This is a genomic window from Ensifer sp. Root423 (assembly GCF_001426275.1).
In the GTDB taxonomy this organism is placed as follows: Bacteria; Pseudomonadota; Alphaproteobacteria; order Rhizobiales; family Rhizobiaceae; genus Ensifer; species Ensifer adhaerens.
The window spans coordinates 121,297-144,730 of the sequence record NZ_LMEG01000044.1 but is presented as its reverse complement, the minus strand read 5'-3'; the positions used below and the strand labels follow the sequence as shown (position 1 = coordinate 144,730).

The following is a 23,434-nucleotide window of genomic DNA, read 5'->3' as shown; positions in this document are numbered from 1 at the left end:
AATGCTGGCAATTAACTCTGGTCGCGCCCACATTGATCCTGTAAGCGACGGCGGAGTGAAATCGCCATCAGAAGCGATGGAGACCGGACGGAAAACCGCAAGATCCGGGTCGCCACGCTTCATTTCAAGCCGAACTTGCTCTAAAGCAGGTCGGACAACACAATTTGTTACGCGGGGAAACATCTATTCATGACGACCAGACAATCCAGCTTCAGCTATGAGGAAATCCTGGCCTGCGGCCGTGGTGAGTTGTTTGGCCCCGGCAATGCCCAGCTGCCGCTGCCGCCGATGCTGATGGTCCACCGCATCACCGAAATCTCCGAGACCGGCGGCGCCTTCGACAAGGGTTACCTGCGCGCCGAGTACGACGTGCGGCCGGACGACTGGTATTTTCCCTGCCACTTCCAGGGCAACCCGATCATGCCCGGCTGCCTCGGCCTCGATGGCATGTGGCAGCTGACCGGTTTTTACCTCGGCTGGCTCGGCGAGCCCGGCCGCGGCATGGCACTTTCCACCGGCGAAGTGAAGTTCAAGGGCATGGTGCGTCCCCATACCAAGCTTCTCGAGTACGGCATCGACTTCAAGCGCGTCATGCGCGGACGGCTCGTGCTCGGCACGGCCGACGGCTGGCTGAAAGCCGATGGCGAGACTATCTATCAGGCAACCGACCTCCGCGTCGGCCTGTCGAAGGATAAGGCCGAGTAAAATTCAGGCCTTTCCGCAGCCAACGAAATAAAGAAAAGGTCAGTACCATGAGACGGGTTGTTGTCACGGGCCTCGGCATCGTTTCCTCGATCGGGAACAATGCAGACGAAGTTACGGCGTCGTTGCGCGATGCCAAGTCGGGCATCACGTTTTCTCCCGATTTCGCCGAGAATGGCTTCAAGTGCCAGGTCTGGGGCGCGCCGTCGCTCGATCCGACCGAACTCGTCGATCGCCGTGCCATGCGCTTCCTGTCTCAGGGCGGCGCCTGGAACCACGTGGCGATGAAGCAGGCGATCGCCGACTCCGGTCTGGAAGAAGCCGTCATCGCCCGCAACGAGCGTACCGGTATCATTATGGGCTCGGGCGGACCGTCCACCCGCACCATCGTTGAAGCGGCCGACATCACCCGCAAGAACGTCAGCCCGAAGCGCATCGGCCCGTTCGCCGTTCCCAAGGCGATGTCTTCGACGGCGTCGGCGACGCTTGCCACCTGGTTCCAGATCCACGGCGTCAACTACTCGATCTCGTCGGCCTGCTCGACCTCGGCCCATTGCATCGGCAACGCCGCCGAGATGATCCAGTGGGGCAAACAGGACGTGATGTTTGCCGGGGGTCACGAAGACCTCGACTGGACCATGTCCAACCTGTTCGACGCCATGGGCGCCATGTCGTCGAAGTACAACGAAACGCCGGCGACGGCTTCGCGCGCCTATGACGCCAACCGCGACGGCTTCGTTATTGCCGGTGGCGCAGGCGTTCTCGTTCTCGAAGAACTGGAGCACGCCAAGGCCCGCGGCGCGAAGATCTACGCCGAAATCGTCGGCTACGGCGCCACCTCCGACGGCTACGACATGGTGGCTCCGTCGGGCGAAGGCGCAATCCGCTGCATGCGTCAGGCGCTCTCGACCGTGAAGGGCGAGGTCGACTACATCAACACCCACGGCACCTCCACCCCGGTTGGCGACAGCAAGGAAATCGGCGCGATCCGCGAAGTGTTCGGCAGCAAGATGCCGCACATCCAGTCGACCAAGTCGCTCACGGGTCACTCGCTCGGTGCGGCCGGCGTGCAGGAATCGATCTACGGCCTGTTGATGATGCAGGCGGGCTTCATCGGCGAAAGCGCGCATATCAGCGAGCTCGATCCGGAATTCGATGGCGTTCCGATCGTTCGCAAGCGCATCGACAATGCCAAGATCGATACGGTTCTTTCGAACTCCTTCGGCTTCGGCGGCACCAACGCAACGCTCGTCTTCCAGCGCTACAACGGATAACACCATGACGGGACTGATGACTGGAAAGCGTGGCCTCATCATGGGTGTGGCCAACAACCATTCTATTGCCTGGGGCATCTCCAAGGCGCTTGCAGCGCAAGGCGCGGAACTGGCCTTCACCTTTCAGGGCGAGGCGCTGGGTAAGCGCGTCAAGCCGCTGGCGGCCGAGCTCGGTTCCGACTTCCTGCTTCCTTGCGATGTCGAAGACATTGCGTCTGTCGATGCGGTCATCGATGCGATCAAGGAACGCTGGGGCAAGCTCGACTTCATCGTTCATGCCATCGGCTTTTCGGACAAGAACGAGCTGAAGGGCCTCTACGCCGACACCTCGCGCGACAACTTCAGCCGCACGATGGTGATCTCCTGCTTCTCCTTCACCGAGATCGCCAAGCGGGCTGCCGAACTGATGGATGAGGGCGGCTCGATGCTGACGCTCACCTATGGCGGCTCGATGCGCGTCATGCCGAACTACAACGTCATGGGTGTCGCCAAGGCAGCGCTCGAGGCGTCGGTGCGCTATCTCGCCGCCGACTATGGCGTTCGCGGCATTCGCGTCAACGCGATCTCGGCGGGCCCGATCCGCACGCTTGCCGGCGCCGGCATTTCCGACGCCCGGGCGATGCTGTCCTGGCAGCAGAAGAATTCGCCGCTGCGCCGCACCGTCACGATCGACGACGTCGGCAGCTCGGCCCTCTACCTTCTTTCGGACCTTTCGCGCGGCGTGACCGGCGAAATCCACTATGTCGATTCCGGCTACAACATTACGTCGATGCCGGCACTCGATGCGCTCAGGACCGCCGACGCAGAGTGACGGCAGCGGCAAAGCCGCTGACTGACGACCCAGCTTCTATAGAAAACCCCGGCGAGACACCTCGCCGGGGTTTCTTTTTTGAGGTCGACAGGGCCCGACGGCCCGAGAAAACATCAGTCCGGAAGGCCGGCCTTGTGGAATCCGTCCACGAAGTGCGCGAGCGTCGCTGCGTCACGAAACGGCTCGGTCGTCGCCCAGAAACCGGTCGTGAAATGCGGGTTGGCGACGAGGAACAGGTCGACCTCGGCGCGTGCCTCGTCGAACCGCCCCAATTGCGCGAGGCTCGCCGCCAGGAAGCGACGCGAGCTGGTGCGGTAGGTCTCGTCCTTGCGCAGCGTCTCGACCGCGGCTTCGTAGTCTCCGGCCGCATACTGCGCCTGGCCGAGTGTCAGATAGTACCAGCTTGCCGGATAGGGGTTCAGCCGGAACGCCTTGCGAATGTGCTCCAGCCCTTCCTCGACCCGGCCTGCCAGGATCGTGATGTCGGACAATGTCGCCCAGGTGTCGGCTTCGTTCGGGTCAAGCTCGATGGCCCTGGCAAATTCCGCGTCGGCCTCGGCGAAGTTGCGCTCATAGGCAAGCAGATTGGCCAGCACCCAGCGGCAACCGGCGTCGTTGGGATCGATCGCGACGGCTTTGCGCGCCAGATCCAGGGCGATGCCGCGGGTCGGTACGATCGGCTCGCCCCAGTGCACCCACCCCATCCAGTGGTTCATGGCGAGCCAGCGATAGGCCTCGGCATAATCAGGGTCGAGCGAAACGGCGCGAGTGAGCATCAGATGCGCTTCCCGGGCGGTCTGCGGCGAATCGTCGATCAGCTTGCGCGCCCGAACGCAGAGATCATAGGCCTCGAGGCTCCTGGGGCGATTGCGTGACGGCGGGGTGCGCAGCCGACCGAGCAACGCCTCGACGATCTTGGCCGTCACCTCGTCCTGAACGGCAAAGATGTCTTCCAGGTTGCGGTCGAAGCGTTCTGCCCAGAGGTGCTCTCCGCTCAGCGCATCGACCAGCTGGGCGTTGATGCGTACGCGTCCGGAGGCGCGCCTTGCGCTTCCTTCCAGGAGGTAGCGCACGCCGAGGTCTTCGGCGATCGCGCGTACATCCATCGCCCTGCCCTTGTAGGCAAAGGTGGAATTGCGGGCGATGACGAACAGACCACCGCTCCGGGAGAGATCGGTGATCAGATCCTCCGTCAGCCCGTCCGCGAAGGAATCCTGATCGGGATCGTTGCTGAGATTGACGAAGGGCAGCACCGCGATCGAAGGCCGGCCCGGCAACGGCAGCGGCTTTCGCCCGCCTGCCAGCCGCTCGATACTGCCCATGAAACGGTAGCCGATGCGCGGAACCGTTGAAATCCACTCGCCGCCGTCGGCAGCCCGGCCGAGCAGCTTCCTGAGCTGTGCGATCTGTACGGTGAGATTGCCTTCCTCGACGGCCGTACCAGGCCAGGCCGCGTCCATCAGCTCGGTCTTGGCGAGGATTTCGCCCGGCCTTTCCACGAGCGCCGCAAGCAGCTTCACGCCGCGATGCCCGACCGCAACCGGATCATCGTTCCGCAGGAGCGTTCCCGCACCCGGATCAAGCACGAACGGACCAAAGGCAAACCGTGTATCCTGCATGCGGCGATCTATAGCCCGTTTGGAAGTTTTTGAGAACTTTTTGGAAGGGCTTAAGTACGGCACCGATCCTATTCCGCAGAATCCAACCTCCTTCAGATCGAGGGTCCCCCCGACCCTCAAAGCCGATAGCGAGGTTGTCATGAACAACGCCCCCTTTTCTCCCATTGCATCGCCTCAGGCCGCGGCGCCTGAGGCGCCGAGGAGCCCGACGCTTTCGCATTCCCCTGTCGAGACGCTGAAACGGATGGTCGCCGCCTGGCGTGAACGGAACCAATTTCACCTAGAACTCGATCGAAAGCTCAAGGGCGATCCGCATCTGATCGACGATATCGGCCTGACGCGACGTCAAGTCGAGGAGGAGCTCGCCAGGCCCTTCTGGCAAGTGCTTTGAGGTGAGCCGCGCAATGACATCGGACCAGCGACCGCCACCGGCGCCGACCCTTGGCGAGGTGATCACGACGTTCCGCGAGGATCAAGCCCCCTGGGCGGCGATGGCGGGTATCATCGCCACCGTTACCGTCTTTGCGGTGGCGCAAGGGCTCACCTATCCGCTGCTCAGCTTCATCCTGGAGCGGCAGCGAACCGCACCCGCCCTGATCGGCCTGTCGGCGGCCATGACGCCGCTGGGGTTCATCCTGTCGGCGCCTCTGATCCCGATGCTTTCGCGGCGGCTGGGCGGTGCCCGGCTCGCGATCCTCTGTTCGGTGCTGGCCGCCAGCACGCTTGCCGCCATTGCGTGGACTGACGACGTCTGGGCCTGGATGCCGCTTCGCTTTCTGCTGGGCGTCTTCGCCAATCCGCTTTCCGTGATCAGCGAGACCTGGCTGGTGGCCATTACGCCCGCGTCCCGCCGGGGCCGCATCATGGGTCTCTATTCCTCCGTCGTTTCAGCCGGTTTCGCCATAGGGCCGCTGTCGCTCGGGATGGTCGGAACGGCGGGCTGGTCGCCGTTCCTGATCGGCATCGTGGCCTTTGTCGCCTGCGGCCTGATCTTGCTTGCCCTGGTGTCGCGCCTGCCGGAGATGCCGCAGGATGGGGAAGCAACGTCCGTCGCCGGGTTTTTCGCGCTAGCGCCTTTGTTGCTGTTTGCAGTCGCAACGGCTGCGGCCTTCGAGCAGACCCTGCTTTCGCTGCTTGCGGTCTATGGCGCAGCGCTTGGCAGCAATGAGGAGCGCGTCGCGCCGCTCATCACCTGCTTCATTGCCGGCAACGCGTCGTTGCAGATCCTGCTCGGGCGCCTCTCCGAACGCAGGGGATCGAGGCAGACGATGCTGTTCTGCGTGCTTTCCTCCCTGGCCGGCTGCCTGCTGCTGCCATGGCTGTTCGAAAGCTGGCTCATCTGGCCGCTTGTTTTCGTCTGGGGCGGGGTGACGTTCGGGATCTATACCCTGTCGCTGATCCAGCTCGGCGAGCGATTCAGCGGCCTGACCCTGATCGCCGGCAACGCCGCCTTTGCCTTCGCCTGGGGCCTCGGCGGCATGGTTGGCTCGCCAGCAACGGGCCTTGTCATGCAAGTGACGGGACACCACGGGTTGCCGTTGTCACTCGGCCTGCTCTGCGCCGTCCTTGCGGGGGTATTGGTCGTTGCGAGAAGGCGCGGTTGAGGCGCGCCGGTCCGCCTGCCTTTTGCCGGCAAGCTCAAATCAGGACGAACAGCACGAGCAGAGCCACGATGACCGCCAGCACGACGAAGCCCGTATGGGTCCGGCGTGCCGGGTCAAGCGGCGAGCGATAGAGGCTCTGCAAGAACGACATGGGCACCTCGGAGGTCGCGCCATGTCCCTCGCCCTGCTTGATGTCCTTGGCAATAGCTTCGGCCGCATCCTCGCTCAAGGGCGGCCTGTTCACTCCCGACGTCATGGAACTCATCCTCCGGCAGTAAAACCGGGCACATGGTGAGCCGGATCTGCGACGAAGGCAACGGGCTAACTCTGACTTGCAGCCAGATGCAAAAAAGCCGGGTCATCTGCCCGGCTTTTTCCATTCTCGGATGGCGCAAAATGCGTCCTGCGGCGTCTCAGCGCTTGGCCCAGAGCACCTTGAATCGGGCGTTGCGGCAGGTCTCGCCATATTCCTTGGAATTTTCCGCCAGCACCTGCTCGTAGGGAAGGCCACGATTGGCGACCATCATCAGCTTGCCACCCTGCTTCAGCGCCTTCAGCGCCGTCTTGATGATGGCGACGCCGAGCGACGGCTCAGCCGCGTGGCCTTCATGGAAGGGCGGGTTCATGACGATGAGGTCGTACTTGTCGCGCGGCTCTTCGCTCGTCAAGTCGAACCAGTAGAAACGGGCCGGCATGCGAGGCGCGTTTGCCATCATGTTGACGCGGGCCGCCTCGAGCGCCTCGTGATCGGCCTCGAAGAGATCGACCCCCTTGGTGCCCGGTGACGCTTCAGCAAGCTTGGCTGCGAGATAGCCCCAGCCAGCGCCGAAATCGGCGGCGTGGCCATGGAAATCGTTCGGCAGACGCGACGCCAGCAGCTCGGAGCCGGCATCGATGCGGTCGTGCGAGAACATGCCGGGCGACGCCTCGAACAGACCGTCGACGCGTACCGGCACCTTGGCAAGCTTTTGCACTGCGTCGGTGACATCTTCCGGGCGGGTGAACCAGAAGGCGACGCCGTGATACTTCGGCAGATGGTCGCCGTCCCATTCGAACTTGGCGATGCGCTTCTTCAGCGACTGGATGCCGTCTTCCTTGCCGCCGGCAACGACGATCAGACCGCCCTCGCGCGTGCGCTTCAGCGCCTCGGCGATCCGGTCTTCGTTCTCGCCCTTGTGCTTGCCGCAGAGGATCAGCGTGACGTCGTAGTCCTCGCCGGTGATTTCAGGCGCCACGTCGGCGCGGGCGGCTTCCAGGGCGCGATAGAGCGGCCGCAGCGGCTGCACCGCCGAGATCGACGCCTCGAAGCCCTGCGGCAGCCTGTAGCCCGCCTCGGCGCCGAGGAACAGCACGCGCTCGCTCTCGCCCGGCGGGTCGATCACGCCGCTGTCGAACGGGTAAAACAGGGTCTTCAACGAATCTCGGCTCATCGGTCTATCCGTCATCTTCCTACAAGAAAGGGGCGCGGAGCGATCCGCCCCGCGCCCCGAATGCATTCGGGTGAAGCGCGCTTATTCAGCGGCTTCGCCGTCGCCCTTCTTTTCAGACTTTTCGGCAACGATTTCCTTGCCGGTGGCTTGGTCGACGACCTTCATCGACAGGCGAACCTTGCCGCGCTCGTCGAAGCCCATGAGCTTGACCCAGACCTTGTCGCCTTCCTTGACGACGTCGGTCGTCTTGGCGACGCGCTCGGAGGCGAGCTGCGAGATGTGGACGAGACCGTCACGGGCACCGAAGAAGTTGACGAAGGCGCCGAAGTCGGCGGTCTTCACAACGGTACCTTCGTAGACCTGGCCGACTTCCGGTTCGGCAACGATCGAGTGGATCCACTTGCGGGCCGCTTCGATTTCCTTGCCGGACGAGGAGGCGATCTTCACGGTGCCATCGTCTTCGATGTTGATCTTGGCGCCGGTCTTTTCGACGATTTCGCGGATGACCTTGCCACCCGAACCGATGACTTCGCGGATCTTGTCGACCGGAATGTTCATGACTTCGATGCGCGGGGCGAACTCGCCGAGCTGGCCACGGCTTTCGGAAATGGCCTTGGCCATTTCGCCGAGGATGTGGAGACGGCCGCCCTTGGCCTGGTTGAGCGCGATGCCCATGATCTCTTCGGTGATGCCCTCGATCTTGATGTCCATCTGGAGCGAGGTGATGCCGGCGTCGGTACCGGCAACCTTGAAGTCCATGTCGCCGAGGTGGTCTTCGTCGCCGAGAATGTCGGAGAGAACGGCGAAGCGCTCATCTTCCTTGATCAGGCCCATGGCGATACCGGCAACCGGCTTTGCGAGCGGAACGCCGGCGTCCATGAGAGCGAGCGAGGTGCCGCAGACGGTGGCCATCGAGGACGAGCCGTTGGACTCGGTGATCTCGGAAACGACGCGCAGCGTATAGGGGAACTGCTCGGCTTCCGGGAGCATCGGGCGGATAGCGCGCCAGGCGAGCTTGCCGTGACCGATTTCGCGGCGGCCCGGGGAGCCCATGCGGCCGGTTTCGCCGACCGAGAAGGGCGGGAAGTTGTAGTGCAGCATGAAGCGTTCTTTGTACATGCCGGTCAGGCTGTCGACGTACTGTTCGTCTTCGCCGGTGCCGAGCGTGGCAACGACGATCGCCTGCGTTTCGCCGCGGGTGAACAGCGCCGAACCGTGGGTGCGCGGCAGAACGCCGACTTCCGACACGATCGGGCGAACGGTTTCCAGATCGCGGCCGTCGATGCGGCTCTTGGTGTCGAGGATGTTCCAGCGAACGATCTTGGCCTGCAGGTGCTTGAAGACGGCGCCGATTTCTTCGGCCGAATGGGCTGGGTTCTCGATGCCCTCAGGCAGGAAGTGTGCCTTCACCTTGGCCTTGACGGCGTCGACGGCAGCGTAACGGGCAGCCTTCTCGGTGATCTTGTAGGCGTTGCGCAGCTCGTCTTCGGCAAGCGAGAGCATGGCGTTTTCGAGAGCGGAATGATCTTCGGCTTCGAATTCGCGCGGCTCCTTGGCAGCGACTTCAGCGAGCTTGATGATGGCGTCGATGACCGGCTGGAAGCCCTTCTGACCGAAGACGACGGCGCCGAGCATGACGTCTTCCGGCAGTTCCTTGGCTTCAGATTCGACCATCAGCACCGCTTCCTGGGTGCCGGCGACGACGAGGTCGAGGGTCGATTCGTCCATCTCGTCGAGATGCGGGTTCAGAACGTACTGGCCGTTGATGTAGCCGACGCGCGCGCCACCGATCGGGCCCATGAAGGGGATGCCCGACAGCGTCAGCGCTGCAGAAGCGGCGACCATCGACAGGACGTCGGGGTTGTTTTCGAGGTCATGCTGCATGACCGTGACGATGACCTGGGTGTCGTTCTTGTAGCCATCGGGGAAGAGCGGACGGATCGGACGGTCGATCAGGCGCGAGACGAGCGTTTCGTTTTCGCTCGGACGACCTTCGCGCTTGAAGTAGCCACCCGGGATCTTGCCGGCGGCGTAGGTCTTTTCCTGGTAGTTGACGGTCAGCGGGAAGAAGTCCTGGCCCGGCTTCGGCGACTTGGCCGAAACGACGGTGGCGAGAACGACGGTTTCGCCGTAGGTGGCGAGAACGGCGCCGTCAGCCTGACGGGCGATCTTGCCGGTTTCGAGCTTGAGCGGACGCCCAGCCCATTCGATTTCAACCTTGTGGGTATCGAACATGTTCTGTCCTTCGTGTGCGGCGGACCTCTCCGCGGCTGTTACAGCGCGGGCGGTCGAAGGGCCGCATGAAATGGCGCATCACGGGCAAGACAACGGGAGGCTTCACGCTATAATCGGCTGTTTTCCGCTTTGCCCGACCATCCGCTTTCAGCGGCGTTTCCGACAAGCAGGGGCCGAAGCATCCTGCAATCCTGCCCCATGACGGGCCATCGGTTGATCCGCGATACCGGCCCATCCGGCTCGCTGGATTCTCTCGTTTAGCCACGTTTCCTATGCGGCTGGAGAGTTTAATCGTCGAGCGTTCAACGCTCCATAAAAAAGCCGGCGGGCCGCAAAGACCCGCCGGATAAGTCGCTTAGCGACGGATGCCCAGGGCACCGATCAGCTTGGTGTAGCGCGCTTCGTCTTTCTTCTTCAGATAGTCGAGGAGCGAACGACGGCTGGAAACCATCGCGAGCAGACCACGGCGGGAATGGTTATCCTTCTTGTGGCCCTTGAAGTGTTCGGTCAGGTTGTTGATCCGTTCCGTCAGGATAGCAACCTGGACTTCCGGAGAACCGGTGTCGCCTTCAACGGTTGCAAATTCCTTGATGAGCTGAGCCTTACGCTCTGCAGCAATCGACATCGGATGATCCTTTCGATTTCGAGGATTTCGGGACGCCGTCAGCCGGGATGTCGTCCAGCTGCGGCCGTGAATGCAACGGGCATGCGCCTTTTGCTGGCGTGCCTATAAACGAATTGGATGAAAAAGGAAAGGGTCATGGACCGGCGCCCGGGAGGGCCGGCGGAAGGCCTCAATTGCCGGTCGGGAACGGGTGCATCGGCGGCGATTTCATTCGGCCGCGATCGGGAGGAGTTCGGCCCCGATCGAGGGAGAAAAAGTGACGGCGGCAGGTCATGGCACGTCATCCCCTTCGGCCGGTCGCGGCACGGTGATCCGCCACTCGATGCCGTCGGCATGCATCATCCGCTCGAGCCCCGCATTCAGGGCCATGCCGAGCATGCGTTCGAGCACGAGCGTGCCAAACCCCTTGCGGATCGGATCTGAGGGCTTGCCCGCGAGATCGGCCCCCTCCTCCCGCCAGCGTATGGCAATGCCCTCATCCTCCAGCGACCAGCTCAGCTTGACGACGCCTGAGGTGTTGGCGAGCGCGCCATATTTGGTCGCATTGGTCGCGAGCTCGTGCAGCGCCATGCCGAGTGTCTGGGCGATCTGGGTCTCGAGCCGCAAAGGCGGGCCGGACAGGATCACCCGCCTCGGATCGTCAGGCGTGAATGGCTGAAGCTGGTTCTGGGCCAGTTCCCGGAAATCGACCCCTTGGGCGGCGTTGGCGATCATAAGGTCGGTGGAGCGGGCGAGCCCGGCGATGCGCTTGCGGAAACTGTCGGCGAAATCAGCGGCACTCTCGGCCGAATAGACCGACTGGTTCAGCATGGACTGGATCACCGTCAGCTGGTTCTTCGAGCGGTGCGCCACCTCGCGCATCAAGAAACGGATTTCGCTCTCCGCCTTGGTGCGCGCGGCCGCCGCACGGGCCAGAGCTGCCGAGACCTGTTCGACCTCGGCGATCATATGCGGGCGCGGCTCGATCCGCTCGCCGGCGCCAAGGCGGCGGGCATCCTGCGCCACGAGCTTGACGCCCTGCGACAACAGCCGCGCGATTGCCAGCGAACCGGCGATCGCGATGCCGGCAAAGATGATGCCGCCGAGCGAAAGCCACAGGAACGACCAGACGGCCGGAGCATCGACGATCGCCCGCGGTGCCCAGGCGATGATCCGCCAGCCGGTGATCACCGAGAATTCGGTCGCCACCCGGTACTCCGTGCCGTTCTCCTTGATGTTGCGAACGCCGATGCTGATCGCCGGAACCTTGTCGAGGAAGAACGGCTCCCCGGCCTTGACCGCCGCGTCCGAGGAGATGATGACCTTTCCCGCGCCGTCGACGAGGGCCGCGTTCCAACCAGGCGACAGCGTATCGCGGTTGACGGCCTTGGCCATGTTCTCGGCGTTCTGCGTCAACGCCAGCAGATACTCCTCACCGGTCGAGAGTTTTGCCGGCAGATAAACGTTGAACACCCATTTTCCGGCGGTCTTGCCGAAGAAGACGTTGGAGACGAGCGGCGCGCCGCTATTGGTGAAGGCGCGCTCGATGGAGTCCGCATCCGACCCCTTGCCAAGCTCAGTGCCGAAGGGGACGCGGGTGTTAAGCCGCTGCTCGTGCTTGCGATCCATGACGATCAGGTAGGAATCCGTCTGCGCGAGCGCCGTCGAGGCTCTCTCGTAGAAGGCTTGCAAATTGTCGTCCTCAATCGCCCGCGAGGTCGACAGCACCTTCAGCGTCGTCAACATGCCCTCGATATCGCGCTCGACGATGCGCGTCACCGATCCGGTCGAGGCCTGCAGCAGCGAGGTGATGACCTGTTCCTGCGCGTCGACGCTGCGCTTCAGCACGACCAGCGAGAAGATGAAGGCCGGAACGATGGCGACCAGCAGCAGCGACGTCAGATAGAAACTGAACGGGCGGGTCAGCCGATGACGGGCGCGATCAACCATCGCCGCCAGGCCATCGCTTGCCCTGCGCTTTCCTTCCTCCGTCACACCGGTCACCTGCAACGTCCCTTGCGGTTCCCTGTCGGCGGCATCAACGCCTTCGGCGCACGCCGCCGCAAGCGGCGCAACCGCCAAACGGCAACGAAACGCGATACGGAAACGGAATCACCTCGGATGGACTGGGAACCCATGCCGGGATCATGCGTCAAGGATAAAGCAAAGGCAAATGGTTCCGGGTGCTTAGCTTCCGGCGAAGACGCGCTTGGGGCGGAATTCGCCCTCGGCGATCTCACCGATCGCGACCAGCTTGCCGCGCGCCGTGGCATAGGCCTCGGGCGTCGCCAGCGGTGCGTCGCGGCCGCGCAGGATAATGGGATTGCCCATCCTCAGACGGTGCGCCTGGTCGTCATTGACAGGCACGTGCGGCAGGCTGGAAAGCGCCTCGCCGGTCTCGATCAGATAGGCATCGAGTGCCGCCAGACGTTCCTGGTCGTCCTCGATCTTTTCCAACGCCACCAGGTCGGCAAGCGGCACCATGTCCTCTTCGCCGAAGGGCGCGACGAAGGTGCGGCGCAGCGACGCGATGTGGCCGAAACAGCCGAGGTCGCGGCCCATGTCGCGGGCGAGTGAGCGCACATAAGTGCCCTTGCCACATTCGATTTCGAAGTGGGCCAGGTTGGGTGCGGCACCCAGCAGAGTCAGCCGGTGGACCTCGACCTCGCGGGCCGGGATTTCGACCGTCTCGCCGTCGCGGGCGAGATCATAGGCGCGCTCGCCATCGATCTTGATCGCCGAGAACTGCGGCGGCACCTGGCTGATGACGCCGGTGTATTTCGGCAGAAGCGCGCGGATTGCCTCTTCGTTCGGCCGTTCGGCCGAGGAATGGGTTACTTCGCCTTCGAGATCGTCGGTGGAGCGTTCCTCGCCCCAGGCGACGGTGAATTCGTAGATCTTGCGGCCGTCCATGACGTAAGGAACGGTCTTCGTCGCATCGCCAAGCGCGATCGGCAACATGCCGGAGGCCAGCGGATCGAGCGTGCCGGCATGGCCGGCCTTCTGGGCCTTGAACAGCCACTTGATCTTCGAGACAGCTTCGGTGGAGCCGAAGTCGAGCGGCTTGTCGAGGATCAGCCAGCCCGAGATCGGGCGGCCCTTGGGCTTACGCGGTTTGGACATGAAATCTACTATTCTTCGTCTTCGCTGGTCTGGTCGAGATCGCGGCTAACTTCCGGCGAACGCAAGAGCTCGTCGATCTTCTTGTAATTGTCGAAGCTCGTATCGTCGCGGAAACGAACGTCGGGCATGTATTTCATCTGTCGCAGCTGCGGGCCGAGGCGGCCGCGAATGTACTTGGCATTGCGGTTGAGCGCGTCGATGACCTCGGCATGGTTAGGCACGCCAAGCGGCGTGACATAGGCCGTGGCGATCTTCAGATCCGGTGACATGCGCACTTCCGAAATCGCGATGACGGTCTTCTCGATCACCGGATCGCGGACCTCGCCGCGTTGCAGAACCTGGGTGATGGCAGCGCGCACCTGTTCGCCGACGCGCAGCATGCGCTGTGAGGGGGCAGAGGATGTGGCTTTGCTCATGGTCGTTGCTTTCCAAGGTATTGCGCCCGCTCGGGGCGGCAAACCGTTTTACTCTTCAGCGTAATATACCTTCCGTGCCTCAGGCACGGGTAGCTCTGATTGCCTGCGCCCGCTTTCTTCGACGCAGTCCCAGAAAGACGCCCGTAGCCGTCAACACGAGCGCGGACAGCAATTGGATCAGTTCGAACTGCGGATGTGCGCAACCCTCATTGATGGCCGACTGCCATACCTGGTGCTCGGCATCTCCCCAGGACATGATGGCCACCAGGAGGAGGAGGCCGCCGAGAAGGCTCCCGACCCAAAGCAGCGCCCGAAGGCGCAAAACCGCTGAACCGGTAACCAGACAGAAAAGCGCCGCCAGGCCGACCCAATTGGTCAGAAAAGCGGCCACCTCGTTGAGAACCGAGAATTTCTGACCATCCCATTCGGGATAGATCTTGTCGCAGACTTCCGCGAAGACCGGCGTCCACCAAAACGACACAACAGCGGCCAGGGCCGCCGTTGTGCAGATTTGCCGGGCTTTCAGGCCCATTAGAGCGTCCGGGTGATATGCTCGACGCGGAAGCACTCGATCGTATCGCCGGCGCGGATGTCTTCGTAGTTCTCGAAGGCCATGCCGCATTCCTGACCGACATTGACTTCCGAGACTTCGTCCTTGAAGCGCTTGAGGGTCTTGAGCTTGCCTTCGTGGATAACGACGTTGTCGCGAACCAGACGGACACCGACGCCACGCTCGACCTTGCCTTCGGTGACGCGGCAACCCGCGACCTTGCCGACCTTGGTGATGTTGAACACCTCCAGGATCTCGGCGTTGCCGAGGAAGGTTTCGCGACGCTCCGGCGAGAGCAGGCCCGACATCGCCGCCTTCACGTCATCTACCAGATCGTAGATGATGTTGTAGTAGCGGATTTCGATGCCGGCACGCTCGGCGGCCGAACGGGCCTGCGAGTTGGCGCGGACGTTGAAGCCGATGATCGCGGCGTTCGATGCCTCGGCGAGCGAGATATCGGACTCGGTGATACCGCCGGCACCCGAATGCACGATGCGCGCACGCACTTCGTCGGTTCCGAGCTTGTCGAGAGCACCGGCGATCGCTTCGATCGAACCCTGCACGTCGCCCTTGATGACCAGCGGGAACTCCTTGAGACCGGAGGTCTGGAGCTGGGTCATCATCTGCTCGAGCGAACCGCGCGAGCCGGACTGACGGGCAACCTGCTTCTCACGGGCGAGACGCTGGCGGTACTCGGAGATCTCGCGAGCACGGCTTTCGTTCTCGACGACGGCGAACTTGTCGCCGGCTGCCGGCGTACCGGACAGGCCGAGAACCTCGACCGGCATGGACGGACCGGCTTCCTTGACGTGTTCGCCCTTGTCGTTGACGAGCGCGCGCACACGGCCCCACTGATCACCGGCGACGATGATCTGACCCGGACGCAACGTGCCCTTCTGAACGAGGACGGTGGCAACCGCACCGCGACCGCGGTCAAGCTCGGCTTCCACGACCGTACCTTCGGCCGTCCGGTTCGGATTGGCGCGCAGGTCGAGGATTTCCGCCTGAAGCAGGATCGCTTCGAGCAGCTTGTCGAGGTTGGTGCCGTTCTTGGCGGACACTTCCACGTCGAGGACTTCACCGCCCATGGATTCGACGAAGACTTCGTGCTGCAGCAGTTCGGTGCGAACCTTCTGCGGATTTGCCGACGGCTTGTCGACCTTGTTGATCGCCACGATGATCGGAACACCGGCCGCCTTGGCGTGGTTGATCGATTCGATCGTCTGCGGCATCACGCTGTCGTCAGCCGCAACCACCAGGATCGCGATATCGGTCGCCTGGGCACCGCGAGCACGCATGGCGGTGAACGCCGCGTGGCCGGGGGTGTCGATGAAGGTGATCTTGTTGCCGTTCTGCTCGACCTGGTAGGCGCCGATGTGCTGGGTGATGCCACCGGCTTCGCCGGCCACCACGTTGGCGTGGCGGATCGCATCGAGCAGCGAGGTCTTGCCGTGGTCGACGTGACCCATGATCGTGACGATCGGCGGACGCGGTTCCATTTCTTCGTCCGTGTCCGAAACGTTGAAGATGCCCTCTTCGACGTCGGATTCCGAAACGCGCTTGACCGTGTGGCCGAATTCGCCGGCGATGAGTTCGGCCAGGTCGGCATCGATCAGATCGCCGGGCTTCATCATCTGACCTTCCTTCATCAGGAACTTGATGACGTCAACGGCGCGCTCAGACATGCGCTGCGACAGCTCCTGAATGGTGATGGTCTCGGGCAGGATGACTTCGCGCGAAATCTTCTCGCGGGTTTCCTGCATCTGGCTGCGCTTGAACTTCTCCTGGCGGCGACGCATGGCCGACAGCGAACGGGCGCGCTGGCCGCTATCCTCGTCGGCAGCGGTGGTCAGTGTCAGCTTGCCCTGGCGGCGGCCGTCGTCGCCCTTCGGGCGGGCCGGAACCTTGGCAGGCTCGGGACGCACGACCTTGCCGCGCGCCGGACCTGCGCCGGGACGCGGACCACGATCGTCATCCTTTTCGTTGTCGACCTTACGGCCGCGCAGTGCGCCGGCCGGAGCCGGGGTCGGAAGTCCACCTGCCTGGTCGGCGGGCCGTCCTGCCTGCGGGCGGCTGTCAACGCGACGCTCGGTGGAAGCCGGTGCGCGAGCAGCCACGGGGCGCTCTTCAACAACCTCTGCGGCCTTAACTTCGGCTTTGGCTTCGGGCTCGGCCGCCGCGCGGGCTGCTTCCTCGGCAGCGCGGCGTGCGGCTTCTTCCTTCTCCTGCTGGAGACGGGCTTCTTCCTCACGCTTGCGGCGTGCTTCGTTCTCAGCGCGGATGACCGCTTCTTCGGCGTCCCGGATCTGGGCTTCGGCCAGAGCACGGCGGCGCGCATCGATCTCACCGGCGGATAGCTGGTTCAGAACGACACCGACGCGCGGACGATTGGCCTGGTTGGCTTCCTGACGCGTCGAATGCTGCTGCGGCTGCGGTGCCGGGCGACCCGAAGGCTGCGGCTGAGCCGGGCGCTGATCGGCCGGGCGCGCAGCGGGAGCTGCAGCAACCGGTGTGATCGGACGCTCGTCCTTGGGGCGGTGGAAGGGGCGTTTCTTGGTTTCGACCACGACCGCCTTGGTGCGGCCACGGCCCATGTCCTGACGCACGGTCCCCTGCGAAACCCCGTGGGGCTTCAGGGTCAGCGTCTTCTTGCCCGCTGCGCTGCCTGTCTTGTCGTCGTTGTTGTCGGTCATTCCGTTCCGTTCCTAGCGATCAGGGCCGGATGCGTATCACCTGACCCTGTCTTCCAAATTGTCTCAAACAATGTACGCGATGCCAGACTGTGCCGGTGACGCGGGTCATTGCTGTGGCTTGCCAGCGCCGCCGTCGGCCCGGACCGGGACGGATCCTCGGTACTTTTCGAGCATGATTGCGCGCTTCACTACACCTTCACCCGCCTGCCCTGCAAGCGCTGCGGCATGGATAAAAGCATTACTTCCTAAAAGGCCCTCCATTTCCGCCCCGGTGAAGGGACGGAACGAAGGTATTTCCATTTCATCGTCGGCCACAAAGCTCATCGCCTTGCGGGCCTGGTCTATCTTGCGCACGCCGTCGGCCGCAGCGTCGGACGCGTGAAACACGGCGAGTGCCGCCAGTCCCCTGACGGCCTGCTCCGTCTTCGTTGCGCCGGAGATGAACTGGGCCGCCTTGCGCGCCATGTTCATCATTCCGGCCAGTTGCTCGGCGAGCAGCCGGTCGACATCGTCGGCGAGCGTCGCGTCGGCCTTGACGTCCGCCTTCAGGGCGCGGGCGAAGAACTTCTTCGCCACCGCCTTCTCAATCAGCGCCCGCTCGGCCTTGACCCAGCAGCCGCGCCCCGGAAGCTGACGCTTCAGATCGGGAACGACGCGACCGTCTGGCCCAGCCACGAAGCGGATCAACTCGTCTGGCGAACCGCTTTCACGGGTGACGATGCAGGTCCGCGTGCTGCCGTTGCGATCCTTCGGCCCCCCATCCGTGGGCAGGGCGTCCGAAGGCAGGCTGTCGGCATGATCAGAGGCGATCATCGTCCTTAAGCGTCCTGCTCGGCGCCTTCGGCAACGTCGATCGGCTCTTCACCTTCGACCTCTTCGCTTGCCAGGTCCTCTTGCGTGATCCAGCCGGCTGCGAGGCGGGCCTGAACGATCATGGCTTCGGCTTCGGCGCGCGAGACGTCGAACTTCGAGAAGGTGCCTTCGAAACGCTTGGTCTCGCCGTCCTTGCGTTCGCTCCAGCCGACGAGATCGTCAGCGGCGCAACCAGCAAAGTCCTCGACCGTCTTGATGCCTTCTTCGCCCAGCGCAACGAGCATCTGGCTCGTCAGGCCGTCGATTGAGCGCAGTTCGTCGGCAACGCCGAGTTCGCGGCGCTTGGCATCCATTTCCGCCTCGATCCGGTCCAGGTACTCGCGAGCGCGGGTCTGGATTTCGTTGGCGGTCTCGTCGTCGAAACCGTCGATCGACGCAATTTCGTCGAGATCGACATAGGCAAGCTCCTCGACGGCGGCAAAGCCTTCCGAAGCCAGCACCTGACCGACCATTTCGTCGACGTCGAGCGCATCCATGAAGAGGTTGGTGCGCTCGGTGAATTCCTTCTGGCGGCGTTCGCTCTCTTCCTGCTCGGTCAGGATGTCGATATCCCAGCCGGTCAGCTGCGAAGCGAGGCGAACGTTCTGGCCGCGTCGGCCGATGGCGAGCGACAGCTGCTCGTCGGGAACGACCACTTCGATGCGCTCGGCGTCTTCGTCGAGAACGACCTTGGCGACTTCGGCCGGCTGCAGCGCGTTGACGATGAACGATGCCGGATCCTGCGACCACGGAATGATGTCGATCTTTTCGCCCTGCAACTCGCCAACGACGGCCTGAACGCGCGAACCGCGCATACCGACGCAGGCGCCGACCGGATCGATCGAGCTATCGTTGGAGACGACCGCGATCTTGGCGCGCGAACCCGGGTCGCGGGCAACCGACTTGATCTGGATGATGCCGTCGTAAATTTCAGGCACTTCCATGGTGAAGAGCTTCACCATGAACTGCGGATGGGTACGCGACAGGAAGATCTGCGGGCCGCGCTGTTCGCGGCGAACGTCGTAGACGAAGGAGCGGACGCGATCGCCGTAGCGCATGTTTTCGCGCGGGATCATCTCGTCGCGACGGATGATGCCTTCGCCACGGCCGAGGTCGACGATGACGTTGCCGTATTCGACGCGCTTGACCGTGCCGTTGACGATCTCGCCGACGCGATCCTTGAACTCGTCGAACTGACGGTCGCGCTCGGCTTCACGCACCTTCTGCACTATGACCTGCTTGGCCGACTGGGCGGCGATGCGGCCAAAATCCATCGGCGGCAGCGGGTCGGCGATGAAGTCACCGAGCTTGGCGTCCGGATTGCGATCGCGAGCAAGCTCGAGCGGGATCTGCGTGGAGTAGTCGTCAGCCTTCTCGACCACTTCCAGAAGACGCTGCAGGCGGATTTCGCCAGTCTTGGAGTTGATGTCGGCGCGGATGTTCGATTCCGACCCATAGCGCGAGCGGGCGGCCTTCTGGATCGCGTCGGCCATCGCGGCCAGAACGATCTCGCGGTCGATCACCTTTTCACGCGCGACAGCATCCGCGATCTGCAGAAGCTCGAGCCGGTTAGCACTGACTGCCATGTCTTGTCTCCGTTGGGTTGCAGGGGGCTTTCAAGCTCCGCCCGACTTATTCCTCAATAGGTGAATCTTCGTCTTCGAAATTCTCGTTCGCGGCACGCGCAGCCTTGGCCTTCTTGTCGGCCGTCAGCGCATCGCGGATCAGATCGTCGGTCAGGATCAGCCGCGCTTCGGAAAGCGTGGTGAACGGGATCACGACGACGGGCTCCTCGCCATAGGCCACCTGGTCGCGCTCAAGCCGGAAACCGTCGTCATCGACAGAAACGATCTTGCCGCGGAACCGCTTGCGGCCATCGACCAGAACCGACGTCTCGCATTTCAGCAGGTGACCCTGCCAGCGGAAGAAGTCGGACTTGCGCACCATCGGGCGGTCGATGCCCGGCGACGACACTTCGAGATGATACGCCTTGTCGATCGGATCTTCCACATCGAGCACCGGCGAAATGGCCTTGGAGATCTCTTCGCAGTCCTCGACGGTCATGGTGCCGTCGGTGCGCTCTGCCATGATCTGCAGCGTCATGCCGTTCTGGCCCGACATGCGCACCCGCACGAGCTGGTAGCCCATCGGCACGATCACCGGCTCGATGATGTCGGCGACGCGCTGGTCGAGACCGGTTTCGGTGATCAGGCGGGGTTCATTTGCATTTTCAGCCGTTGTCGTATCGGACAAACGATCATCTCCTCATCGGACCGGCTAATAAAAAAGAGCGGGTCCTGACGGGCCCACTCTTCATCTACCGATCAAGAATTTGAGGCTCATATACGCCCCATCGCCGCAAATTGCAAGGCATTGGGCCGTCCGACGCAAATGGCCGGACGAACCGCCGGCGAGCATCTTCGCCAACAAGGTCAGTTTCAGCGGGTGGCACTTCGCGTTGTCGGGCCTATAACAGGAGACGAACCGCTTCGAGACGACAATCAAGAAACGAAGAGAGAAGACGAGGTGCCAACCCGTATTTCGCCGCTTGCCCCCTTCAAGCACGACATCTTCCGCACGATATGGATCGCGAGCCTCGCCTCCAATTTCGGCGGCCTTATTCAATCGGTCGGGGCCGCCTGGCTGATGACCTCCATTTCCTCATCGGCGAACATGGTGGCGCTGGTGCAGGCTTCGACCTCGCTGCCGATCATGCTTTTCTCGCTTGTCTCTGGCGCGCTTGCCGACAATTTCGACCGGCGGCGGATCATGCTGGTGGCGCAGTGTTTCATGCTCTTCGTCTCGGCGCTCTTGACGATCTGTGCCTATGTCGGGCTGATCACGCCCTGGCTGCTCCTGCTCTTCACCTTCCTCATCGGCTGCGGCACGGCGCTCAACAACCCGTCCTGGCAGGCGTCGGTCGGCGACATGGTTCCGCGCGAAGACCTGCCGGCAGCGGTCGCGCTCAACAGCATGGGCTTCAACATCACCCGAAGCGTCGGCCCGGCGATCGGCGGCGCCATCGTCGCGGCACTCGGTGCGGCGGCTGCCTTCTTCGCCAATACGCTCAGCTATTTCGCCATCCTCTTTGCGCTGGTGCGCTGGCGTCGCGAGGTGCCGACGAGCACGTTGCCGCGCGAGACGCTGGGGCGCGCCATTTCGGCTGGCCTGCGCTACGTCGCGATGTCGCCGAACATCGGCAAGGTTCTCTTGCGCGGCTTCCTTTTCGGCCTTTCGGCAAGCGCCATCCTCGCTCTTCTGCCGCTCGTCGCCCGCGACCTCGTTCAGGGTGGGCCGCTCACCTACGGTCTGATGCTCGGCGCCTTCGGCCTTGGCGCGATCGGCGGGGCGCTGCTCTCCGCCCGCCTGCGCGAGAAGCTTTCGAGCGAGGCGATCGTGCGCATCGCCTTCACCGGCTTTGCCGCCAGCGCCGCGATCACGGCCTGGAGCACCTATGCCTGGCTGAGCTGTCTCGTGCTGCTCATCTCCGGCGCCTGTTGGGTGCTGGCGCTATCGCTGTTCAACACCACGGTGCAGCTGTCGACGCCGCGCTGGGTGGTTGGCCGCGCCCTTTCGCTCTACCAGACCATGACCTTCGGCGGCATTGCCGGCGGCAGCTGGCTCTGGGGTACGGCCGCCGAGCAATATGGCGCGGCCAACGCGTTGATGGGCTCCTGTCTGCTGATGTTCGCCGGCGTCGTGGTCGGCTTCCGCCTGCCCTTGCCGGAATTCACCTCGCTCAACCTCGATCCGCTGAACCGCTTCAACGAGCCGCCGCTCGAACTGGACCTGAAACCGCGCAGCGGCCCGATCGTCATCATGATCGACTACGAAATCGCCGACGACGACATCCCGGAGTTCCTGACAACCATGGCGGAACGGCGGCGCATCCGCATCCGTGACGGCGCCGGACACTGGGCGCTGATGCGCGACCTTGAAAACCCGACCACCTGGACGGAGACCTACCACGTGCCGACCTGGGTCGAATATGTGCGTCACAACCAGCGGCGCACCCAGGCGGACGCGGCCGTCGGCGACAGGCTGACGGCGCTGCATAGCGGCAAAGCACCACCGCGCGTGCACCGGATGATCGAGCGCCAGACGATCGTGCCGACCCATTACGAGCGCTACAAGCGCCAGGTGAATGTGGACATGCACTAGCTTGTGCCGGCCCTCGCGCCGGTCTCGAACATGCAACGAAAAAGGCCCCGATGACGGGGCCTTTTCTTTTCGGCAGTCGGCACACCAGTGCCTCCGGCTGCAATTGGCTCTATCGCAGCTTCGCCTTCAGCGAAGCATCGGGGAAGCAGGTGGCGGCAAGGCCGCTCTTTGCCTGCCAGTCGCCGAGCGAACGGCGTGTCTTGTAGCCGGGGAGACCATCGACCTTGCCGACGTCGTAGCCCTTGGCAACCAGCGCCTTCTGCATCTTCAGAACGTCCGAGCGCAGCATGTTGCCGACGTCGCCCCACGTGCCGCGGAACGCGCCGCCGCCCGTCGCAATGCGGTCGGCGAGGTTGCCGATGAAGAGCGCGTAGAGGTCGGAGTTGTTGTATTCCTTGAGCACGTAGAAATTCGGCGTGACGATAAACTCCGGCCCATGGCGACCAGCGGGCACCAGCATCATCGAAGATGCGGACAATTCGTGCGACGGAAAGGCCTTGCCGGAAATCCTGACGATCCCCTTGTTTGCCCAACTCGACAGGGGCTGGGCGAGGTCCGGCCCTTCCTGCGCACAGGAGACGGCTTCGGGAATCGATACTTCGAAGCCCCAGTCACGCTCGCGCTGCCAGCCCTTCTTGACCAGATAATTGGCGATCGACGCCAGGCTGTCTGGCACCGAATTCCAGATGTCGCGGCGGCCGTCGCCATCGAAATCGACGGCATATTGCAGGAAGCTCGACGGCATGAACTGCGGCTGACCCATCGCGCCGGCCCAAGAGCCGCGCATCGCCGCCTCGTCGACATCGCCGCTGTCGAGAATGTGCAGTGCCGCGATCAGCTCGCGGCGAAACAGGTCTGGCCGCGTCGACATAAACGCCTTGGTCGCGAGCACGTCGACCACCGGATAGGGGATCTTGGCGCGGCCGAAGCCGGATTCGCGGCCCCAGATGGCAACGATCACCGAGCCCGGCACGCCATAGGTGCGCTCGATCTTCTTCAGGGTCGACGCATGGGTGGAAGCCAGGCTGCGGCCGGTGGCGGCGAGCCCCTGCAGACGCTTTTCCGAGAAGTAGTTTCCGGGCGAGGAAAACTCCGCCTGGCTCTGCTTCTGTTCCTTCGGCTTCGGGAAGCCGGGCGGCGCCAGATCCGGCAGGTCCCAGTTGAGCTTCACGTCGGAAAAGGCCGCCTTGAAGGATCCGGCGGAAATGCCGGCCTTCTTCGCCTCCGGCCAGAGATCATTCTGCAGCCAGGTACGAAACTGCGCCTCGACGTCGGCTTTGGTCGCGGCTTGCGCGAGCCCCAGCCAGCCACAGAGCAGCAAGGTCGTCAGTGAAAGAAGTCTCAGCATAAGGCTTCCCCA

The 23,434-nt window shown here is 63.3% G+C and carries 20 protein-coding genes; 6 read left to right on the top strand and 14 right to left on the bottom strand.

Features of this window, described 5'->3' with window-relative positions; genetic code table 11:
- Window positions 1–189: 189 nt before the first annotated feature.
- The 3 genes from fabA to fabI are packed head-to-tail and all read left to right on the top strand — an operon-like array spanning window position 190 to window position 2,787.
- On the top strand, window positions 190–705 hold the full coding sequence (fabA, locus tag ASD01_RS27880; RefSeq protein WP_029742379.1) for a 3-hydroxyacyl-[acyl-carrier-protein] dehydratase FabA: 516 nt from the start codon (window positions 190–192) through the stop codon (window positions 703–705).
- Window positions 706–752: 47 nt separating this feature from the next.
- On the top strand, window positions 753–1,976 hold the full coding sequence (gene fabB, locus ASD01_RS27875; RefSeq protein WP_029742378.1) for a beta-ketoacyl-ACP synthase I: 1,224 nt from the start codon (window positions 753–755) through the stop codon (window positions 1,974–1,976).
- 4 nt (window positions 1,977–1,980) lie between these two features.
- Complete coding sequence (fabI, locus tag ASD01_RS27870) at window positions 1,981–2,787, top strand: enoyl-ACP reductase FabI (RefSeq protein ID WP_029742377.1); 807 nt, start codon at window positions 1,981–1,983, stop codon at window positions 2,785–2,787.
- Window positions 2,788–2,900: 113 nt separating this feature from the next.
- On the opposite strand, the gene ASD01_RS27865 is transcribed toward fabI, so the two are convergent.
- Window positions 2,901–4,406 carry a winged helix-turn-helix domain-containing tetratricopeptide repeat protein gene (locus tag ASD01_RS27865; protein ID WP_034804746.1) on the bottom strand — a complete coding sequence of 502 codons (1,506 nt, stop codon included), beginning with the start codon at window positions 4,404–4,406 and terminating at the stop codon, window positions 2,901–2,903.
- A 139-nt stretch (window positions 4,407–4,545) separates the two neighbouring features.
- Here ASD01_RS27865 and ASD01_RS37025 point away from each other — a divergent pair, with 139 nt between their 5' ends.
- Window positions 4,546–4,797 carry a DUF1127 domain-containing protein gene (locus tag ASD01_RS37025; protein ID WP_051659694.1) on the top strand — a complete coding sequence of 84 codons (252 nt, stop codon included), beginning with the start codon at window positions 4,546–4,548 and terminating at the stop codon, window positions 4,795–4,797.
- A 13-nt stretch (window positions 4,798–4,810) separates the two neighbouring features.
- Window positions 4,811–6,010: an MFS transporter gene (locus tag ASD01_RS27855; RefSeq protein WP_060529531.1), complete on the top strand. Its 1,200-nt coding sequence runs from the start codon at window positions 4,811–4,813 to the stop codon at window positions 6,008–6,010.
- A 34-nt stretch (window positions 6,011–6,044) separates the two neighbouring features.
- On the opposite strand, the gene ASD01_RS27850 is transcribed toward ASD01_RS27855, so the two are convergent.
- The 12 genes from ASD01_RS27850 to rimP form a co-directional block, all read right to left on the bottom strand.
- Complete coding sequence (locus ASD01_RS27850; protein ID WP_029742372.1) at window positions 6,045–6,266, bottom strand: hypothetical protein; 222 nt, start codon at window positions 6,264–6,266, stop codon at window positions 6,045–6,047.
- 157 nt (window positions 6,267–6,423) lie between these two features.
- On the bottom strand, window positions 6,424–7,440 hold the full coding sequence (locus tag ASD01_RS27845) for a class I SAM-dependent methyltransferase (protein WP_034804749.1): 1,017 nt from the start codon (window positions 7,438–7,440) through the stop codon (window positions 6,424–6,426).
- 81 nt (window positions 7,441–7,521) lie between these two features.
- On the bottom strand, window positions 7,522–9,675 hold the full coding sequence (gene pnp, locus ASD01_RS27840) for a polyribonucleotide nucleotidyltransferase (RefSeq protein WP_029742370.1): 2,154 nt from the start codon (window positions 9,673–9,675) through the stop codon (window positions 7,522–7,524).
- 355 nt (window positions 9,676–10,030) lie between these two features.
- Window positions 10,031–10,300 (bottom strand): 30S ribosomal protein S15, encoded by a 270-nt coding sequence (rpsO, locus tag ASD01_RS27835; protein ID WP_029742369.1) that lies wholly within the window; start codon window positions 10,298–10,300, stop codon window positions 10,031–10,033.
- 270 nt (window positions 10,301–10,570) lie between these two features.
- Complete coding sequence (locus tag ASD01_RS27830) at window positions 10,571–12,283, bottom strand: sensor histidine kinase (protein ID WP_162251050.1); 1,713 nt, start codon at window positions 12,281–12,283, stop codon at window positions 10,571–10,573.
- Window positions 12,284–12,466: 183 nt separating this feature from the next.
- On the bottom strand, window positions 12,467–13,402 hold the full coding sequence (gene truB, locus ASD01_RS27825) for a tRNA pseudouridine(55) synthase TruB (RefSeq protein WP_034804752.1): 936 nt from the start codon (window positions 13,400–13,402) through the stop codon (window positions 12,467–12,469).
- 8 nt (window positions 13,403–13,410) lie between these two features.
- Window positions 13,411–13,818 carry a 30S ribosome-binding factor RbfA gene (rbfA, locus tag ASD01_RS27820; RefSeq protein WP_029742366.1) on the bottom strand — a complete coding sequence of 136 codons (408 nt, stop codon included), beginning with the start codon at window positions 13,816–13,818 and terminating at the stop codon, window positions 13,411–13,413.
- A gap of 79 nt (window positions 13,819–13,897) precedes the next feature.
- Window positions 13,898–14,350 carry a hypothetical protein gene (locus tag ASD01_RS27815; RefSeq protein ID WP_034804755.1) on the bottom strand — a complete coding sequence of 151 codons (453 nt, stop codon included), beginning with the start codon at window positions 14,348–14,350 and terminating at the stop codon, window positions 13,898–13,900.
- Window positions 14,350–17,061 carry a translation initiation factor IF-2 gene (gene infB / locus ASD01_RS27810; protein WP_034804758.1) on the bottom strand — a complete coding sequence of 904 codons (2,712 nt, stop codon included), beginning with the start codon at window positions 17,059–17,061 and terminating at the stop codon, window positions 14,350–14,352. Before infB ends, ASD01_RS27815 begins: the two co-directional genes overlap by 1 nt.
- A gap of 105 nt (window positions 17,062–17,166) precedes the next feature.
- Window positions 17,167–17,874: an RNA-binding protein gene (locus tag ASD01_RS27805; protein ID WP_029742363.1), complete on the bottom strand. Its 708-nt coding sequence runs from the start codon at window positions 17,872–17,874 to the stop codon at window positions 17,167–17,169.
- Window positions 17,875–17,879: 5 nt separating this feature from the next.
- Window positions 17,880–19,499 (bottom strand): transcription termination factor NusA, encoded by a 1,620-nt coding sequence (nusA, locus tag ASD01_RS27800; RefSeq protein ID WP_029742362.1) that lies wholly within the window; start codon window positions 19,497–19,499, stop codon window positions 17,880–17,882.
- Between the two features lie 46 nt (window positions 19,500–19,545).
- The gene (gene rimP, locus ASD01_RS27795) at window positions 19,546–20,166 is read right to left on the bottom strand and encodes a ribosome maturation factor RimP (protein ID WP_029742361.1); all 621 of its coding nucleotides are present in this window, start codon (window positions 20,164–20,166) and stop codon (window positions 19,546–19,548) included.
- A gap of 273 nt (window positions 20,167–20,439) precedes the next feature.
- Here rimP and ASD01_RS27790 point away from each other — a divergent pair, with 273 nt between their 5' ends.
- The gene (locus ASD01_RS27790) at window positions 20,440–22,074 is read left to right on the top strand and encodes an MFS transporter (protein ID WP_029742360.1); all 1,635 of its coding nucleotides are present in this window, start codon (window positions 20,440–20,442) and stop codon (window positions 22,072–22,074) included.
- 109 nt (window positions 22,075–22,183) lie between these two features.
- Here the strand turns inward: ASD01_RS27790 and ASD01_RS27785 are convergent, their stop codons facing one another.
- Window positions 22,184–23,422: a lytic murein transglycosylase gene (locus ASD01_RS27785; RefSeq protein WP_029742359.1), complete on the bottom strand. Its 1,239-nt coding sequence runs from the start codon at window positions 23,420–23,422 to the stop codon at window positions 22,184–22,186.
- Between the last annotated feature and the right edge of the window lie 12 nt (window positions 23,423–23,434).

Excerpts from the sequence above, each read along its gene's own strand:
- fabA (WP_029742379.1), top strand. The coding sequence starts at position 190 with ATGACGACCAGACAATCCAGCTTCAGCTATGAGGAAATCCTGGCCTGC.
- fabB (WP_029742378.1), top strand. The coding sequence starts at position 753 with ATGAGACGGGTTGTTGTCACGGGCCTCGGCATCGTTTCCTCGATCGGG.
- fabI (WP_029742377.1), top strand. The coding sequence starts at position 1,981 with ATGACGGGACTGATGACTGGAAAGCGTGGCCTCATCATGGGTGTGGCC.
- ASD01_RS27865 (WP_034804746.1), bottom strand. The coding sequence starts at position 4,406 with ATGCAGGATACACGGTTTGCCTTTGGTCCGTTCGTGCTTGATCCGGGT.
- ASD01_RS37025 (WP_051659694.1), top strand. The coding sequence starts at position 4,546 with ATGAACAACGCCCCCTTTTCTCCCATTGCATCGCCTCAGGCCGCGGCG.
- ASD01_RS27855 (WP_060529531.1), top strand. The coding sequence starts at position 4,811 with ATGACATCGGACCAGCGACCGCCACCGGCGCCGACCCTTGGCGAGGTG.
- ASD01_RS27850 (WP_029742372.1), bottom strand. The coding sequence starts at position 6,266 with ATGACGTCGGGAGTGAACAGGCCGCCCTTGAGCGAGGATGCGGCCGAA.
- ASD01_RS27845 (WP_034804749.1), bottom strand. The coding sequence starts at position 7,440 with ATGAGCCGAGATTCGTTGAAGACCCTGTTTTACCCGTTCGACAGCGGC.
- pnp (WP_029742370.1), bottom strand. The coding sequence starts at position 9,675 with ATGTTCGATACCCACAAGGTTGAAATCGAATGGGCTGGGCGTCCGCTC.
- rpsO (WP_029742369.1), bottom strand. The coding sequence starts at position 10,300 with ATGTCGATTGCTGCAGAGCGTAAGGCTCAGCTCATCAAGGAATTTGCA.
- truB (WP_034804752.1), bottom strand. The coding sequence starts at position 13,402 with ATGTCCAAACCGCGTAAGCCCAAGGGCCGCCCGATCTCGGGCTGGCTG.
- rbfA (WP_029742366.1), bottom strand. The coding sequence starts at position 13,818 with ATGAGCAAAGCCACATCCTCTGCCCCCTCACAGCGCATGCTGCGCGTC.
- ASD01_RS27815 (WP_034804755.1), bottom strand. The coding sequence starts at position 14,350 with ATGGGCCTGAAAGCCCGGCAAATCTGCACAACGGCGGCCCTGGCCGCT.
- infB (WP_034804758.1), bottom strand. The coding sequence starts at position 17,061 with ATGACCGACAACAACGACGACAAGACAGGCAGCGCAGCGGGCAAGAAG.
- ASD01_RS27805 (WP_029742363.1), bottom strand. The coding sequence starts at position 17,874 with ATGATCGCCTCTGATCATGCCGACAGCCTGCCTTCGGACGCCCTGCCC.
- nusA (WP_029742362.1), bottom strand. The coding sequence starts at position 19,499 with ATGGCAGTCAGTGCTAACCGGCTCGAGCTTCTGCAGATCGCGGATGCT.
- ASD01_RS27785 (WP_029742359.1), bottom strand. The coding sequence starts at position 23,422 with ATGCTGAGACTTCTTTCACTGACGACCTTGCTGCTCTGTGGCTGGCTG.